14 protein-coding genes are annotated in these 15,339 nt (G+C 65.5%); 8 read left to right on the top strand and 6 right to left on the bottom strand.

The genetic code is table 11. The features are described 5' to 3' along the window. Nucleotides 1-65: 65 nt before the first annotated feature. Both AC5FRV_RS01520 and AC5FRV_RS01515 read left to right on the top strand, forming a co-directional pair. Nucleotides 66-530 (top strand): cupredoxin domain-containing protein, encoded by a 465-nt coding sequence (locus AC5FRV_RS01520; protein ID WP_493559358.1) that lies wholly within the window; start codon nucleotides 66-68, stop codon nucleotides 528-530. A 164-nt stretch (nucleotides 531-694) separates the two neighbouring features. Further along, complete coding sequence (locus tag AC5FRV_RS01515; RefSeq protein ID WP_493559357.1) at nucleotides 695-1,159, top strand: cupredoxin domain-containing protein; 465 nt, start codon at nucleotides 695-697, stop codon at nucleotides 1,157-1,159. Nucleotides 1,160-1,254: 95 nt separating this feature from the next. On the opposite strand, the gene AC5FRV_RS01510 is transcribed toward AC5FRV_RS01515, so the two are convergent. Both AC5FRV_RS01510 and AC5FRV_RS01505 read right to left on the bottom strand, forming a co-directional pair. Next, nucleotides 1,255-1,692 (bottom strand): GNAT family N-acetyltransferase, encoded by a 438-nt coding sequence (locus tag AC5FRV_RS01510; RefSeq protein ID WP_493559356.1) that lies wholly within the window; start codon nucleotides 1,690-1,692, stop codon nucleotides 1,255-1,257. A gap of 157 nt (nucleotides 1,693-1,849) precedes the next feature. Beyond that, on the bottom strand, nucleotides 1,850-2,950 hold the full coding sequence (locus tag AC5FRV_RS01505) for a DUF8127 domain-containing protein (protein WP_493559355.1): 1,101 nt from the start codon (nucleotides 2,948-2,950) through the stop codon (nucleotides 1,850-1,852). 172 nt (nucleotides 2,951-3,122) lie between these two features. Between AC5FRV_RS01505 and AC5FRV_RS01500 the strand changes: the two genes are divergently transcribed. Beyond that, entirely contained in the window at nucleotides 3,123-3,731 is a 609-nt protein-coding gene (locus tag AC5FRV_RS01500) for a class I SAM-dependent methyltransferase (protein ID WP_493559354.1), read from the top strand. Nucleotides 3,732-4,461: 730 nt separating this feature from the next. On the opposite strand, the gene AC5FRV_RS01495 is transcribed toward AC5FRV_RS01500, so the two are convergent. The 3 genes from AC5FRV_RS01495 to AC5FRV_RS01485 form a co-directional block, all read right to left on the bottom strand. Beyond that, nucleotides 4,462-6,339: a DEAD/DEAH box helicase gene (locus AC5FRV_RS01495; protein WP_493559353.1), complete on the bottom strand. Its 1,878-nt coding sequence runs from the start codon at nucleotides 6,337-6,339 to the stop codon at nucleotides 4,462-4,464. A gap of 60 nt (nucleotides 6,340-6,399) precedes the next feature. Further along, nucleotides 6,400-7,611 carry a sensor histidine kinase gene (locus AC5FRV_RS01490; RefSeq protein WP_493559352.1) on the bottom strand — a complete coding sequence of 404 codons (1,212 nt, stop codon included), beginning with the start codon at nucleotides 7,609-7,611 and terminating at the stop codon, nucleotides 6,400-6,402. Between the two features lie 252 nt (nucleotides 7,612-7,863). Continuing rightward, complete coding sequence (locus AC5FRV_RS01485; protein ID WP_493559351.1) at nucleotides 7,864-8,925, bottom strand: glycosyltransferase; 1,062 nt, start codon at nucleotides 8,923-8,925, stop codon at nucleotides 7,864-7,866. Between the two features lie 173 nt (nucleotides 8,926-9,098). Between AC5FRV_RS01485 and AC5FRV_RS01480 the strand changes: the two genes are divergently transcribed. From AC5FRV_RS01480 to AC5FRV_RS01465, 4 genes are all read left to right on the top strand, one after another. Continuing rightward, nucleotides 9,099-9,830, top strand: coding sequence for a Yip1 family protein (locus AC5FRV_RS01480; protein ID WP_493559350.1), 732 nt, complete (start codon nucleotides 9,099-9,101; stop codon nucleotides 9,828-9,830). A 48-nt stretch (nucleotides 9,831-9,878) separates the two neighbouring features. Continuing rightward, complete coding sequence (locus AC5FRV_RS01475; protein ID WP_493559349.1) at nucleotides 9,879-11,423, top strand: FAD-dependent oxidoreductase; 1,545 nt, start codon at nucleotides 9,879-9,881, stop codon at nucleotides 11,421-11,423. A 62-nt stretch (nucleotides 11,424-11,485) separates the two neighbouring features. Further along, a complete protein-coding gene (locus tag AC5FRV_RS01470; RefSeq protein ID WP_493559348.1) occupies nucleotides 11,486-13,324 on the top strand; it encodes a S9 family peptidase in 1,839 nt (612 codons plus the stop codon). An 83-nt stretch (nucleotides 13,325-13,407) separates the two neighbouring features. Continuing rightward, nucleotides 13,408-13,884: a hypothetical protein gene (locus tag AC5FRV_RS01465; RefSeq protein ID WP_493559347.1), complete on the top strand. Its 477-nt coding sequence runs from the start codon at nucleotides 13,408-13,410 to the stop codon at nucleotides 13,882-13,884. A 32-nt stretch (nucleotides 13,885-13,916) separates the two neighbouring features. Here AC5FRV_RS01465 and AC5FRV_RS01460 read toward each other — a convergent pair whose 3' ends face one another. Beyond that, the gene (locus AC5FRV_RS01460; protein ID WP_089816837.1) at nucleotides 13,917-14,975 is read right to left on the bottom strand and encodes an NAD(P)-dependent glycerol-1-phosphate dehydrogenase; all 1,059 of its coding nucleotides are present in this window, start codon (nucleotides 14,973-14,975) and stop codon (nucleotides 13,917-13,919) included. Nucleotides 14,976-15,158: 183 nt separating this feature from the next. Here AC5FRV_RS01460 and AC5FRV_RS01455 point away from each other — a divergent pair, with 183 nt between their 5' ends. Next, nucleotides 15,159-15,281 (top strand): hypothetical protein, encoded by a 123-nt coding sequence (locus AC5FRV_RS01455; protein ID WP_281244900.1) that lies wholly within the window; start codon nucleotides 15,159-15,161, stop codon nucleotides 15,279-15,281. The last annotated feature ends 58 nt before the right edge of the window (nucleotides 15,282-15,339 follow it).

The following is a 15,339-nucleotide window of genomic DNA, read 5'->3' as shown; positions in this document are numbered from 1 at the left end:
CGTCGCCTTTTAACCAAGTCCCCGACCATCAAAGAACTGAACAGACGAGACGTGCTGTTCCAGTCATGCCCTTCAAAAGCATGCAGTATACACGCCGACGGTTTATCGCCGGACTCGGAGCAAGTCTCACACTTCCCCTCTCAGGGTGCTCTCAGAACGGCGATGTGACGCCACAGCACTCTCGGAACGATCTCGAAGAGGACTATGCCGGAGTAGTCGAGGCCAACGATCGCGACGAGTTCGTTCCGGAAAGAGTTACCATTGCTGCCGGTGAGAGCGTTGTCTGGTTCAACAACGGCGACCGCGAACACACGGTGACGGCCTACGAGGGCGAAATACCGGAGGACGCCGAGTTCTTCGACGCCGGCGATCATGAGTCGGAGCAAGAAGCCAGAAATGATTCCGGGACTGGCCGGTTGCGGACAGGGGACACGTACAGCCACACCTTCGAGGTGCCCGGCGAGTACGAATACTTCTGTATCCCCCACGAGAGAAGTGAGATGGTTGGGACGATCGTCGTCGAGGAATGACCCACGATGTCTTCTTTTGATGTTTTCGAGAACCGACGGCAGTAAAGGTCGTGAAGGCGGCCGACGACCCCGAGTCGATCGGTGACTAAGTTCGCCCGACGCCGCTTTTTAATCAAGTCCCCGACCATCAAAGAACTGAAGAGACGAGACGTGCTGTTCCAGTCATGCCCTTCAAATGCATGCAGTATACACGCCGACGGTTTATCGCTGGACTCGGAGCAAGTCTCACACTTCCCCTCTCAGGGTGCTACCAAAACGGCGAGGTGGCACCACAGCACTCTCAGGACGATCTCGAAGAGGAATATGCCGGAGTAGTCCAGGCCAACGATCAAAACGAGTTCGTTCCGGAAAGAGTTACCATTGCTGCCGGTGAGAGCGTAGTTTGGTTCAACAACGGCGACCGCGAACACACGGTGACGGCCTACGAGGACGAAATACCGGAGGACGCCGAGTTCTTCGACGCCGGCGATCACGAATCCGAACAAGCAGCGAGAGATGACAGTGGAACCGGTCTGCTACGCAAGGGAGACACATACAGTTACACCTTCGAGGTGCCCGGCGTGTACGAATACTTCTGTATCCCCCACGAGAGAAGTGAGATGGTTGGGATGATCGTCGTCGAGGAATAACCCGCGATGTCTTCTTTCGATGTTTACGAGAACGCGACGGCAGTGAAGGTCGTAAAGGCCGCCAACGGCCCCGAGTCGATCCGAAGCTGAGTCCGTCACTCCAGTTTCGCCTCGACCACGTAGCCCCACGTCTCCATCCCGTTGGCCTCGTAGAACTCCCGGGCCTCCTCGTTGTCCAGCACGGCCGCCAGCGCGACGTACTCGCAGTCCTGTTCGTCGGCCCACTCCTCGATCCAGGAGAGCAGGGCCGCGCCGTGGCCCTCGCCCCGGTGGGCCTCGTCGACGACGAAGTCGTGGACCCAGGCGTGGCGCCGGTGGTGGAGCACGCGCTGGACGGAGAGCCCCGCGACGGCGACGAGTTCGCGGTCGGTGTCGTCGCTCTCGTCACCGGCGTAGTAGCCATACAGCTCGTAGTCTGCTTCGTCACGCCAGGACCGGACGAAGTCTTCGTCCTCGTGGGACCAGAGTTGTCTGAGAATGGGGACCGCCTCGTCCCACTGCTCGTCGCTGGTGAGTCGCTCGACCGTTGGCATCTCGTGCGCACGGACTGCCGGGTCCGGCAAAGTGATTCCGGGAGCGCTGGCGACGGCGTCGGAGCGGCGGTCGTTTTGTGCAGGCACACCAGAGCGGTATCGGACTGTCCATCCATCGGCTTCGTCCGGCCGTCAGGGTAGTCGTCCGCCGTCGATTCTACTGATCGACGCCGTGGACGTACCCGAGCGCGAGCAACGGCGGACTGACGAATAGCGCGGATAGAACTATCCAGATCAGCGACGTGAACAGGGCGAGGATCGACCCGACCATCGCGGCGTTTGCGGCGGCCGTCGTGAATATCGCTCCCATCACGATCCCGGCGGCGAGCATTCGACGGCCGGACCGGGGCGGCCGAAGGGCGACACCGACGCCGAGGGCTCCAGCCAGGACAAAAGCGTCGAGGAGCGACGAGCCGGCGGCAATCGGATTACTTGGTGTCGGTGAGGCGACGACGAGTACGCCGTGGACGGCGGCCGTGAACGCGGCGACGACCGTTGCAGAACGAAGGGTCAGCGCGCTTCTGGACCGGGTGAATGCCGTGGCACCGAGGACGCCAAGGGCAGCCCCAGCGTAGACGTTTCCGAGCCGCTGCAACCACCTGACGACGGCGGCCTGAGCGAACGGGAGGAGTATCGACAGTGGATTCACGAGACCGATCGCGTAGTAGGTCCCGTCCCGTTCGACGACCGGCGGAACGTCAGGGCCGAGGGAAAATTCACCCGATTCATTTCCGACCGACTCGTTTCCAGTTGTCCTGTCGCTCTCGTTCCGCGTAATCGTGGCGTTACCCCGGTCGACGACTCGCTTAACCCCAGGGAAGGCCGACTCATAGGGGACTGCGAGATCGTCCATCGCCTGGTCCGTCGTGCGGGCCTCTAATCGCACCGTCACGGTCTCGTTCCGTTCGGTGCCGTTCACCAGGTAGTACTCGCCACGATAGACCGCGTAGCCGTCTTCGTGGGCGAGATACCCGAGCCGGCTATGATTCGCGGGCACCGAGACGGTCTCGCCGTCTGCGGCCCGGTCGAGGAGTTTCCGGTTGTCGGGTTCGTCGGCGGCCGCGGTCAGGTTCTCGACGGCGCTCGACCGGTGGGCCAGAACGTGGGCCTCCGACTCGGGATCGAACGCGGTCGCCTCGTACCTCAGTCCGTCGTTTGCGCCGGCTTTCACGTCGATGGCGTACGGGATTGCGGCGAAGGCGGCGCCGACTACGAGTACGAACAGGAGGGTCTTCGACGGGTGGGGGACCGAGATCATACGTTGGTTTCGGCCCTTCCATGGGCGAAAAGTGTTTCTGAATCGGATCGAACGCCGCCAGGTACCGTCGAATCCGGCCGACGCAGTACGACTAGCGGGTTCGGCTTTCGCTTGTCCGTGACCCTTCTCGCAGGATCGGAAAATCCTTCGCGCCCTCGAACGAGTCCCCACCATGGACCAGCGAGGCGTCGTTCGCGAGGGGTACGATGCCATCGCGAAGACCTACGCCGAGGAGCGCCGGGGCGACGGCCGCGAGCGGGAGATTGCCGAGAAACTCGCCGCGTCACTGCCGGACGGTTCCCGCGTCCTCGACGCCGGTTGCGGCGCGGGCCGTCCGGCGACCGAGACGCTGGCGGCGGCCCACGACGTCGTCGGCCTGGACATCTCCCGCGAACAGCTTTCTATGGCCACGGAGCGCGTTCCCGTCGCCGACCTGACGATGGGCGACCTGGCGAGCCTGCCCTTCGCCGACGACAGCTTCGACGCGCTCGTCTCGTACCACGCCATCATCCACGTCCCGAAGGAGGAGCACGCGGACGTCCTCTCGGAGTTCCAGCGCGTGCTCCGACCCGGCGGACGCCTCGTCGTGACGATGGGGACCGCGGAGTTCGAGGACGAGAACGACGACTGGCTCGACACCGGCGAGACGATGTCCTGGAGCTTCTACGGCCCCGAAAAGAACCGCGAACTGGTGACGGCTGCGGGCTTCGAGATAGAGGACGTCGAGGAAGTCGACGACGAACTCGGCGGCACCTTCGAGTTCTTCCGTGCGCGAGCGTGAGACAGTTTTCGTGTGAATCGAGAGATGGAGTCCAGTCCGTCGGCGCGTGCGGTCGAGCGTGCCGGAGCGACAGCGGAGGCCGCTCGTCGAATCCACGCGAGGGGCGAGCGAGGGAGCCCCGCGACCGAGTGAGTCGGCTGGGGAGGCGTGTGGCTGTCGGTGAATCCTGGTGGACTGAAAGGGCGAGGTTCGGTCGCAGGTTCTGCGCGGCCCCTATCCGAGCGAACGGAGTGAGTGAGGATATGTCGCACAGAACCTGCGAGCGGGCCGAGGGCTTTCTGGGAGTTGTCTAAACTCACTCCGGAGTCGAGAAGGTGCCGAAAGCCCTCGGGTCGGTCCGCTCCCGGGGCTCGCTGTCGTCCGAAAGGCGCGGAGCGCCTTTCGTGATGACGAGAGAGCTTCGCTCTCTCGAACCACGCACTTCGCTCACTCCGTTCGCTCCAGTGCTTACGTTGCCCGGGTTCCCGGACCGACCCTCGCCCTTTCAGTCCATCAGGAGACTCACTTCGTTCGTCTCCTGAGCCTTGCGCTCACTTCGTTCGCGCAAGACACCAGGGACCGAACGCCACAGCCTCGAACCTCCCCAGCCGATTGCGCGCCTCGCTCACTCCGTTCGCTTCGGTGCTCATCCCTCGCGCGGAAAGGTGTGCGACCGGCGCTGTCGCGCCGGCACGCACGACCGCACGCGCCCTCGGTGTACGTCCGGGGTGGATCGATAGTCGTCGATCACTCAGTCCACAGTCCCGCCCTCGCCGGAGGCGTCAGAATCAGCGTCGCCATCGTCAAGCGTCGACTCCCGAACGTCGCCAACCTCGCTCTCGCTCTCGGTCACGCGAATCCCCTTCGACGCGAGGTGGCGCATCTGCTGGCGGACGAAGTCCTCCTCCTCGGTCCCGCGGGTCGCGAGCACGTACAGTAACGCGTCACCCACTGGACGCATCGTCCGGCCGGCTCGTTGTGCACCCTGCCGACGTGAACCACCGAGCCCCGAAGCGATGATCGCGAGCTCTGCATCCGGCAGGTCGATGCCCTCGTCGCCGACACGGGACACCACGAGCGCGTCGCGCTCGCTGCGGCGGAACTCGTCGAAGAGCTTCTCGCGGCGGGCGTGGGGCATCTCGCCGCTGATGAAGGGCACCTCCAGGGCCTCGGAGATGGCTTCGCCCTGGTCGAGGTACTCGACGAAGACCAGCGCCTTGGCGGCGGGATGTTCTTCCAGCAGGAATCGGATCTCGTCTATCTTCGCGGAGTTGTCGGCCGCCGCTTGCCGCCGGCCGTGGCCGACGGCGGAGACGTACTCGTCGGCCTCCGCGTCGTCGCCCCAGGGGACGAGCCGGATGTTGACCTCGGGCTCCTGGACGAAGCCGGCCTCGAACAGCGCCGACCAGTCCGTCCCGATTGGCGGGCCGACGAGGGTGAAAATCTCCTCCTCGTCGTCGGACTCGCGGGTGGGCGTCGCGGTGAGGCCGAGTCGGTGTTTCCCCTGCAGGTCGGCGCTGCGGCGGTAGACGTCGGCGGGGACGTGGTGGACCTCGTCGTAGACGATGAGTCCCCACCGGCGCTCGTCGAAGAGCTTGCGGTGGCGGTCCATCCCTGCGGTGCGGTAGGTGGCAATGGTGACCGGTCGAATCTCCTTGGTCCCGCCGTGGTACTCGCCGATGTGGGACTCCTCCAGGTCGGTGTGCAAAATGAGTTCGTCGTGCCACTGGCTGGCGAGTTCGCGCGAGGGAACGAGGATGAGGGTCTCTCCCCCCACCGCTTCCATCGCGCCCATGGCGGCGACGGTCTTGCCGCTGCCGGGCGGGCCGACGAAGACGCCCGAGCCCTGTTCGACGAAGCGCTGGACCCAGTCGGCCTGGTAGTCCCGCAGGTTCAGCCGGAGTTCCAGGTCCAGGTCCTCGCCCTCGTCCAGGTCGCGCTCGTCCCGGACGGGGTAGCCAGCGTCGTACAGCGTGCGCTTGACCTGGGCCGTCTTCTCCTCGTTGACCCAGCTCTCGGAATCGGAGATAGGCGCTCGCAGCGTCTCGTCGTCGAGTTTCTGGCGGGCGACGTTGCCCATCAGGTCGTCGCTCTCGGCGGCCAGCACAGTGTAGCCGTCCTCATGGGTGTAGAGGCGGAACTTCCGGGCCCGTTCCCACTGGCTCGTCACCCACTCCTCCAGGTGGGGCGAGCGCTCGCCGAAGACGTCCCGCATCGTCGCGACGAGGTCGTCCAGCGAGTCGTAAGGCGCCTGCCAGATGTCCTCTTCGCGCATCTCGTAGATTGCCCCACCGGATCGATTCGTGTCGACGAGGTGGGCGAACTGGGAGAGCTGTGCGCGCGTGAACTGGTCGGCGTGCTGGACGACGACTTCGCGGCGGTCGGGGAAGAGCACGACGCGCTCGCGGTCGGTGACGGCGTCGAGGTCCGTCGGGTACCAGACGGCGTCGGCGCTGGTGACGTCCTGCTGGGCCACCTCGTCGAGCTCGGCGAGCCGTTCGAGTTCCTCGCGGGCCCGCTCGGTCGTCAGGTCGGTCTTCCGCGAGAGCTCCGCGGCGGTGAGGTGGGGCCGGCCGACGCTCTCGATGGCGTCGTACAGGTCCGACAGCGAGAGTTCGGCGTCTGTCACTGCCGCGGGCTATCCGTCGGAGGGGTAAACGCCTTGCGCCACCGTCCCGCTGAACGGGGACTACTCGGAATCCGGTGGGACCACCGCGACGTCGCGAGCCGCCGGGTCCGGACCGCGTTCGGCCAGGGGAAGTTCGACGGTGATGGTGGTACCGTCCGGCCCGGTCTCGGTGAGCGCGACGGTCCCGCCGTAGCGATCCGCCAGGGTGCGGACGATGAAGAGTCCGAGCCCGTGAGTGGTGCTCTTGGTAGTGTCGCGCTCGAAGAGGGTTTCGAGTTGTTCGGCCGGGATCCCCGGGCCGTCGTCGGCGATGCGGACGACTGCGCTGTCCTCCGTCTTCTCCCCCGTCACGTGGACCTCAGGGGAGTCGCCGTCGTTGTGTTCGACCGCGTTCGAGAGCAGGTTCGAGAACAGACGGGGCAAGAGGTCGTCGGCCATCACGGTGAGGTCGTCTGCAACCGACAGCTCGGTCCGGACGCCCTCGTACCCGTCGTGGAGGCTCGCGACCTCCGCCTCCAGCGTGCTCGCGAGGTCGATGGCCTCGTACTGGGGGTCACGGTCTGTCGCCTCGAGCAGTACGCGCACGTCGCGAATGACCCTCGTGAGGTCCTCGCTCTGGCGGGTGATCGTTTCGAGGTGGGATCGGGCTTCGTCGTCGGGGTCGTACTCCTCCAGCAGGAGCGCGGAGCGTCCGCTGATCACGTTCGACGTGTTGAGCACCTCGTGTCTGAGGAGACTGTTGAGGTAGTCGAACCACTCGCGGCGGGATTCGGCGTAATCGGCGCGGACGGTGGCTCGTTCCGCCGTCCGCTCGCGCTCGATGGCCCGGGCCTCGATGACACCGACGAGCAGCCCGACGCCGCCGCCGATGGACATCGCCCACCGCAGCCAGCCCACGAGGTACCACGGATCCGGCACCGGCGTGGTACTCATAATGAGGAGGTTCATCGCCGAGGAGACGGTGATGCCGGCGGCGCACCACCCGACGACGCGGACGTATCGATCGGGGGCGACGTCACTCCGTGCGAGCCAGTGGCCGCCGTAGACGAGCGCGGCCATGGAGGGAGCGCTGGTGAGTAAGCCGGTAAGATTCACCGGATTGAGTATGAGAGCGAGCCGGAGCCGTGCGAAGAGTATCCACTCGACGACGACGAGGAGAACGAGCGCGACGCCGATAGCGGAGAGACACAGGGGAGCGACGTCTTCGGCACGGAATCGACGGATTCGTGCGAGCGCACCCGACAGGTCAGGGTCTCTGTCGAGCGAGCTCACGCTCGATTCCTCGAATTCGACGCCGGTCTGACTGGTTTCATCGGGGCGTTCATACCCAGCCTCGTGCACCCCGTACCACGAGCGACGTTAAGTAACCGCGGTTGGGAATCAAAGAAGATAATTGGATTGTCGTGCGTGTGTCACCTAGAGCGGTTCCCTCGCCCATCAATCCGCCATCTGTACTTATCGCGTTCGACGTAATCGCGATCGATAACCCGATCCGTCAGCCAGCTGGAACTGCGGAACGTCCCCTCAGCCGAGCCAGCCGAACTCGTCGACGAGTGTCGCGTAACACTCCTCGTACTCGGCGCGGACGCTCTCGTGGTCGAAGGGCGCGAGCGTGTCGTCGACGGTGAGGCGCTCGAACTCGCCGGCCTCGACGATGGCCTCGGCCATCTGCTGGGTACTCGTCACCCGGAAGCTCCGCTCGCGGTGTTCGATGAGTTCGTGGGCGCTGGAGCGGGCCTGGTATTCGACGACACCGACACAGCCACACGCGAGCGCCCACAGCAACTCCGAGGCGAAGAACTCCCGGTAGGCCGTCTGGACGAAGACGTGGGCGCCCTTGTATATCTCGACGCGGCGCTCGCGGTCGCAGGCGCCGACGAACTCGACGCGGTCGTCGATTCGCAGATCCGACGCCTGGCGCTCGTAGTCCGCCCGGTTGGGGCCGTCGCCGATGATCGTCGCCGACCAGTCCTTCTCGCGGAGCTCCGCGAGACCGAGAAAGAGACTCTCCAGGTTGGCGCTGTCGTCCAGCGAGTGCGCGAAGACGACGTCCACCGTCTCCGCCGGGTCGGCCTCGCGGACGAGGTCCATGTCGATGCTCTCCGGGATGACGGTCGTCCCGTTCTCCGTCGCGCCGCGCTCGCGCGCGCTGGTCCGCACCATCTCGGAGGGAGTGATAATCTCCGCCGGCGCGCGCACCGCCAGGTCGCTCGTCCGCGAGTGCAGGGGCTCGTTGTCACCGAACCACTCGACGAGCAGGGGCGCCCGCGCGAGCGTTCCCCCGAGTCGAGCGAACAGCAGGACCGACGAGGGCGCAGACGTGGCGTGGATCACGTCCGGTTTCAGCCGGGCGAGTTCGTAGGGCAGGCGGACGCAGAACGAGGCCGTCGCGGGCTCGTCGCAAAGTGCGTGGTACGTGACGTCTTCGGGTTCGAACACGTCGCCGTCGCTCTCCCACCAGCGGGAGCAAAAGACCGTCACGTCGTGGCCCGCTTCCGCGAGCTGGTGTGCGAGCCGGTCCAGCCGTCGATTTCCCTCCGTGTCTCGCAGGTGGACCGTCTCCATCGCGACGAACGCCACGCGCATACTCCCGAGATTGCTATGGGGGATGAAAAATCCCCTCGTTCGAGTGATGGGAGTTCGTCCGGTCGTTCCCCGGCGGCGACAGGACGCCACCCGTAGATCGCGTGAGCGTCCGGTCGGCACCGGCAACACGCCGAGTGAGAAGAGATTTGTTCACGGTGTATATCTCGGTAGATATGCGTCCTCGCACGCCCCTCCTCCGCCCAGACAGCTACTTCGCACGGCGAACGCCCGACCCCGTTCGAGGCCTGATCCTGGCCGTCGTCGTCACGCTCGGTTCCCTGGTAGCCATCTGGCTGCTCGGCGCGGTTTTCATGGACAGGATAGACGGGACCGTCGCGGTCGACAACCCGAACCGGCCGCCAGAGGGGTTCTGCGACGACGGTACGGACGGTGCGTTCGAGGAGATGGACGCGTCGGCCTTCGATTGCGACGCGCCGGCACAGGTCGACCGGGACATCGACACGATACTCGGCGACGCGATGGGTCAGTTCTACGGCGCGATGCTGGTGGGGCTTCCCATCGTGTTGTTGCTGGCGGGTGCGCTGCTCCACGTCGGTACCGCTCTCTTCGACACCGACGGCGGATTCGCCGAGACGCTGACCGTGGCGGCCTGGGGATTCACACCGACGCTCCTCGTGATGCCGGTGTCCCTGGCCGTGCTGTGGGTGATGATGGACCCGGTCACGGTCACCGCCGCAAGCGACCCTGCGGCCTTCCGGGACCCGATCATGGAGAGCCTGGACCGTTGGCGGCCCGTCGCGCTCGCACTCAACGCGGTCGGATCGCTCTGGGGCGCCGCCGTCTGGACGTTCGGCCTCGAATCCGCCAGGTCGGTCTCGCGGTCCGAGGCCGCGGCCGTCGCCGGAACCGTGACGCTGCTCTTCTTCGTCTTCGGCGCGCTCTGAGGAGCGCGCCAAACCGTTATTACTCTCATCGCGCTATATGGCCCACGCATGGACGACGAGATAGGGGACGTGGTCGTGGTCGGCGGTGGAGACATCGGGTTACTGACTGCGCTCTCGATACAGAAACTGAACCCCGAGATGGACGTGACCGTCGTCGACGACCTCCAGCGGGACGCGCCGGCGGTGGGAAAGAGCACGTTCAAGAAGATACAGGACATCCTCCACGGAACGCTCGACATCGACGAGCGGCGGTTCATCGGCGAGGTCCGCCCCGTCTGGAAAGGAGCACTGTTCTTCCGGAACTGGTGTGACCGACCGGCGTTCCACTACCCCTTCGATCCGGAGGACAAGTACCCCGACCCGAAGAATCCGAACGCGGTCGAGCACTACTACCACCAGTACGCGGACCTGTACGACAGCCCGGACCACCTGACGAAGGGTGAAGCCATCGTCGAGCAGGAGAAATCGCCGTGGTTCTTCGGGTCCGACGGGAACCTCGACCGGTACGAGAAGGTGGCCTACCACCTCAACACGAAGCGCTTCGCGTCGTTCCTGCGGGAGGTCTGTCGCGAACGAGGCATATCGATCGTCGACGACGCGATCACCGGCGTCGAGACGACCGGCGCACACATCGACGGTGTGCTGAGCGAGGAGGCGCGATACGAGGGTGACCTGTACGTGGACGCGACGGGATTCGGGCGCGTGCTCCGTCGCGAACAGGACGCCGAGTTCAGGGACTTCGGATTCCCGCTCGACTCGGCGTACACCGTTCGGATCGACAGGGACCTCTCGGAAGTCCTGCCGGCGACGGCCGTCGACTCGGGCGAGCACGGCTGGTTCTGGCAGATCGACACCTACGACGACCGCGACCTGGGTTACGTCTACAGCTCCGAGCACGTGGACGACGAGACGGCGCTCGAGGAGTTCCTCGACCACATCCCGGACGTCGCCCCCGACAGCGCCGGCGGTGACCCGGACGTCGCCAGAGACGACGTGGCGAAGTACGAGTTCAGTTCCGGCTACTACGACCGCGCCTGGATCGAGAACTGCGTCGCGATCGGCAACTCCCAGGGCTTCGTCGAACCGCTGCAATCGACCGGGCTGACCGGGAACGCCACTGCGGCCGAGAAACTCGCGACGATGCTGTCGATACGCGGCGGGATCGCCGACGACCGGTTCCGGGAGGAGTACAACACGTGGGTACGATGGGTCTGGGAGTCCATCTACGACTTCATCGCGATCCACTACCGGTACGCGACCGGGGAGACTGCGTTCTGGCGCGACGTCGCCACCAGGGAGTACAGCCCGCGCGTCGACGCGATCGTCGAGCAGTTCGACCGGAACGGGCTGACCAGGGAAGTCGTTCCGCTCTCCGAGGACGACGACCTGCTGAAACTGTCCATCTTCTCCCTCCCGGACTTCTACACGATGATGCGGAACCTCGGCGCCGAGTCCGTCTTCTACGAGACCAACGAGTTCGACGTGAGCGACGAGGTCGTCCGGAAACACGACGAGTACTACGAGCAGATAGACGCCGAGGTCGAGGAGCACCTCACGACCAGGGAGCTGTACGAGGGCCTCCTCCAGTTTTGAACTCGCGGGGCGCGCTCGCGACGCGCCCAACCGTTATACTCGCTGCCGACCTCGACACCACCGTGTACGACCTCGAACGATACCTCAACGTTCGGAGCGCTTACGGCGCCACGTTCGGCCCGGACGGACGACTCTCCTTCCGGATGGACACGACGGGCGTCCCGCAGGTCTGGACGCTCGACGAGTCCGGCGTCTGGCCCGAACAGCGGACGTTCTACGACGAACCGGTCTCCTTCGCTTCCTACTCGCCCGAACGCCCGGAACTGATCTTCGGGATGGACGAGGGCGGCAACGAGCGGCTGCAGTTCTACCGACTGGACGACGACGGGCAGATGCACTCGCTCACCGCACGACCCGACGCAAAACACAGATGGGGCGGCTGGAGCCACGACGGCCAGCGCTTCGCCTTCGCCGCCAACCGCCGGGACGAGTCGGTGTTCGACGTGTACGTCCAGGACCGGGACGCTGTGGGTGCCGATGCCGAGTTGATTCTGGAAGGCGACGGCTGGCTCTCGGTGGGCGGCTGGTCGCCAGACGACGACAAACTACTGGTCACCGAGGCCTACTCGAACTTCGACCAGGACGTCTACGTCCTCGACGTCGAGTCGGGCGACCTCGACCATCTCACGCCTCACGAGGGCGACATCCGGTACCAGAGCGCGGAGTGGGCGCCAGACGGCGACGGGTTCTACCTCGTCACCGACCGCGATAGCGACACGCTGAATCTCGCGTATCTGGGACTCGACGGAACGCTGGAGACCGTCGCCGAAGGCGAAGGGTGGAACGTAGACGGCGTCTCCGTCGACCAGGAGTCGAATCAGATCGCCTACTCCCGGAACGTCGAGGGGTACAACGAACTCACCGTCGGCGAGATAACGGGCCCGACAACCATCGACCGCTTCCCCGAACCGGACCTCCCCGGCGGCATCGCCGGCGGCGTCTCGTGGGGGCCGGACGGCGAGCGATTCGCCGTCACCGTCACCGGTAGAACGGTCAACACCAACGTCTTCGTCGTCGAGACGGCCACTGGCGAAGCCGAGCGCTGGACCTACGCAGCGACCGCTGGCATCCCGGAGTCCACCTTCGTCGCGCCCGAGGGGGTCCAATTCGAGAGCTTCGACGGCCGTGAGATTCCGGCGTTCTTCTCGCTGCCCGACGGCGCCGCGACCGACGGCAACGCCGCCAACGACGCGACGGGGGCCGTCGGAGGGGGAACCGACGAGACGCCCGTCATCGTCGACATCCACGGCGGCCCGGAGAGCCAGCGCCGCCCTTCATTCTCCGGACTCACCCAGTACTTCCTCTCGCAGGGGTACGCCGTCTTCGAGCCGAACGTCCGCGGGTCGACGGGCTACGGGACCGAGTATACCCGGCTCGACGACGTGGAAAACCGAATGGACAGCGTGAGAGACATCGAAGCGGGCGTCGAGTGGCTTCACGACCACCCGGCGGTCGACCCCGACCGAATCGTGGCGATGGGCGGTTCCTACGGCGGGTTCATGGTGCTCGCGGCGCTGACCGAGTACCCCGATCTGTGGGCGGCGGGCGTCGACGTCGTGGGTATCGCCAACTTCGTCACGTTCCTGGAAAACACGGGCGACTGGCGCCGGTCGCTCCGGGAGGCCGAGTACGGGTCGCTCGAGGACGACCGCGAGTTCCTCGAATCCATCTCGCCAATCCACAGCGCGGACCAGATCGACGCGCCGCTGTTCGTCCTCCACGGCGCGAACGACCCGCGCGTTCCCGTGGGCGAGGCCGAACAGATCGTCGAGGAAGTCCGCGAGCAGGGCGTCCCCGTCGAGAAACTGATCTTCGACGACGAGGGTCACGGGATCAGCAAGCGGGAGAATCGTATCGAGGCCTACACCAGCGTCGTCGAATTTCTATCCAGACACGTCTAGCACGAAATCGACAGACTGCGAACCTTTTTCTCGTGTTGAGACGACGAGATGGATTTATCCTTATCCGGCAGCGAGTATCCGGCATGGGATGTGATGGGACGATGCAGGACCGGGTCGGTGCCGGTATCGAGCGACTGGAGGAACGCTTCGGCTCGTTTCCCGTCAACCAGACGACGCTGACGGTCCCAGAGCCCGACTACGAGACGGCGCGCGAGCGCGCCGACGCGGGCGCCATCGACGTCTACGTGAGAGTGTACGACGACGAGGGCGACGCGCTGCACCTCGGCGACGACCGGGACTGTCCAGTGCCGCGGTGCGTGGCCAGGTCAGACGAATCCCTCGCCATCGCCGTCGCGAGGACAGTTCGACGGGAGTCCGGCGTCGAGGTGAGTCTCGACGAGGTAGCGCGGGCGACCATCGCCGGCGTCAACAACGAGGCCGATTCCGACGCGCCGACCGTCTACCGATTGATAGCACTCCTCGACGCGACGTACGTGCGCGGTACCGTGGAGAACGCGGCGTGGACGTCCGAGACGCCCGCGATTCCGGAGTACGTCTAGTTCTTAGCGGGTGGCTAGTCCTTCGCTGCTGGCTAGATAACGCCCGTCACCGTCGCCGCCTCGATAGCGGCCGGTTCGTTGACGCCGTCGCCGAGGATGGTGTAGCGGTCGCGAATCTGGTGAGCCGTCGTCAGCGCCTCGATGACGGTGTCCTCGGCGATGCCCAGGTCGTCGGCCGTGGTCGGCGCGCCGATGGCCTCGAGAGCGTCGTGGACGTCGTGCCACTGGCCCTTCGCGCCCGTGTGCAGGTACTCGGTCATTATCGCACCGACGCCGACCTGGTGACCGTGGAGCGCCGGCTCGGGCGCGATGCGGTCGAGCTGGTGGGAGAAGAGGTGTTCCGCGCCCGACGCGGGTCGCGAGGAGTCTGCGATGGACATCGCGACGCCCGAGGAGACGAGCGCCTTGACGACGATCCAGGCCGACTCTTCGAGGCCCTGCTTGATCGACCCGGCGTTCTCGACGAGCATCTCCGCGGTCATCTGCGAGAGCGTCCCCGCGTACTCGTGGTACTCGACGTTCTTCAGGCGGTTAGCGAGCTGCCAGTCGCGGACGGCCGTGAAGTTCGAGATGATGTCGGCACAGCCCGCCGTCGTCAGCTCCCAGGGCGCGTCGGCGATGATCTCCGTGTCGGCGACGACGGCCAGCGGCGGCTCGCTCGCCACGCTGTGGCGCGTGTCGCCCTCCGGCACCGACCCGCGACCCGAGACGATGCCGTCGTGACTCGCCGCCGTCGGCACGGAGACGAACCCCAGGTCCAGGTCTTCGGCGGCCATCTTTGCGATGTCGATGGCCTTGCCGCCGCCGACGCCCAGCAGGAACCCGGCGTCGACCTCCTCGGCCGTCTCGATGACGCGCTCGACGGCGCCGAAGCTCGCCGTCTCGACGATGACCTCGGCCGGGTCCTGGCCACGCTCCTCGAACTGCGCGAAGACGCGCTCGCCCGCCACCTCGTGGGGCGTCGGACTGGAGACCACCAGCGGGCGCCCCGAGAGGTGGACGTCCTCGACGGCGTCGACAGTCTGCCCGATGACGCCGTGGCCCACCACGACGTTCCGCGGCAGCCGGATCCACGTCGCTTTGTCGAACATACTCCTCTCTTACCGGGGATAGGTGAAAACCTACTGGTGTCCAGGGCCCGGGAGAGCGTAAATGCCGGACCGCTCTCGGCACGTAGTCCCCCACGATCGTTCATGCCGATTCAGCCCACCAAACGATCGCCCGCGGTCGGTAAAAGCTTCATAACAAACCACTCTCGGTGTGACTGATCGGTCATGGGATGCATCAACTGTGACACCGACGGAACCGCGTACACCCTTCGAGCGCACGTCGAGGAGACCGAGTCGAACGTCGACCTGGCCTTCTGCTCGACTGACTGCCTCGAAGAGTGGGTGTAGTCGGTCAGGAGCGATTCTCGGACGCCGTGTTCGGTCACGCGTAGCCTGGGGCCTGCTG

It is taken from the genome of Halomicrobium sp. HArcel3, assembly GCF_058933135.1.
The sequence above is the reverse complement of the archived record's forward strand: the minus strand, read 5'-3'. Positions and strand labels throughout refer to the sequence as shown.

Excerpts from the sequence above, each read along its gene's own strand:
- AC5FRV_RS01520 (WP_493559358.1), top strand. The coding sequence starts at position 66 with ATGCCCTTCAAAAGCATGCAGTATACACGCCGACGGTTTATCGCCGGA.
- AC5FRV_RS01515 (WP_493559357.1), top strand. The coding sequence starts at position 695 with ATGCCCTTCAAATGCATGCAGTATACACGCCGACGGTTTATCGCTGGA.
- AC5FRV_RS01510 (WP_493559356.1), bottom strand. The coding sequence starts at position 1,692 with ATGCCAACGGTCGAGCGACTCACCAGCGACGAGCAGTGGGACGAGGCG.
- AC5FRV_RS01505 (WP_493559355.1), bottom strand. The coding sequence starts at position 2,950 with ATGATCTCGGTCCCCCACCCGTCGAAGACCCTCCTGTTCGTACTCGTA.
- AC5FRV_RS01500 (WP_493559354.1), top strand. The coding sequence starts at position 3,123 with ATGGACCAGCGAGGCGTCGTTCGCGAGGGGTACGATGCCATCGCGAAG.
- AC5FRV_RS01485 (WP_493559351.1), bottom strand. The coding sequence starts at position 8,925 with ATGCGCGTGGCGTTCGTCGCGATGGAGACGGTCCACCTGCGAGACACG.
- AC5FRV_RS01480 (WP_493559350.1), top strand. The coding sequence starts at position 9,099 with ATGCGTCCTCGCACGCCCCTCCTCCGCCCAGACAGCTACTTCGCACGG.
- AC5FRV_RS01475 (WP_493559349.1), top strand. The coding sequence starts at position 9,879 with ATGGACGACGAGATAGGGGACGTGGTCGTGGTCGGCGGTGGAGACATC.
- AC5FRV_RS01465 (WP_493559347.1), top strand. The coding sequence starts at position 13,408 with ATGGGATGTGATGGGACGATGCAGGACCGGGTCGGTGCCGGTATCGAG.
- AC5FRV_RS01460 (WP_089816837.1), bottom strand. The coding sequence starts at position 14,975 with ATGTTCGACAAAGCGACGTGGATCCGGCTGCCGCGGAACGTCGTGGTG.
- AC5FRV_RS01455 (WP_281244900.1), top strand. The coding sequence starts at position 15,159 with ATGGGATGCATCAACTGTGACACCGACGGAACCGCGTACACCCTTCGA.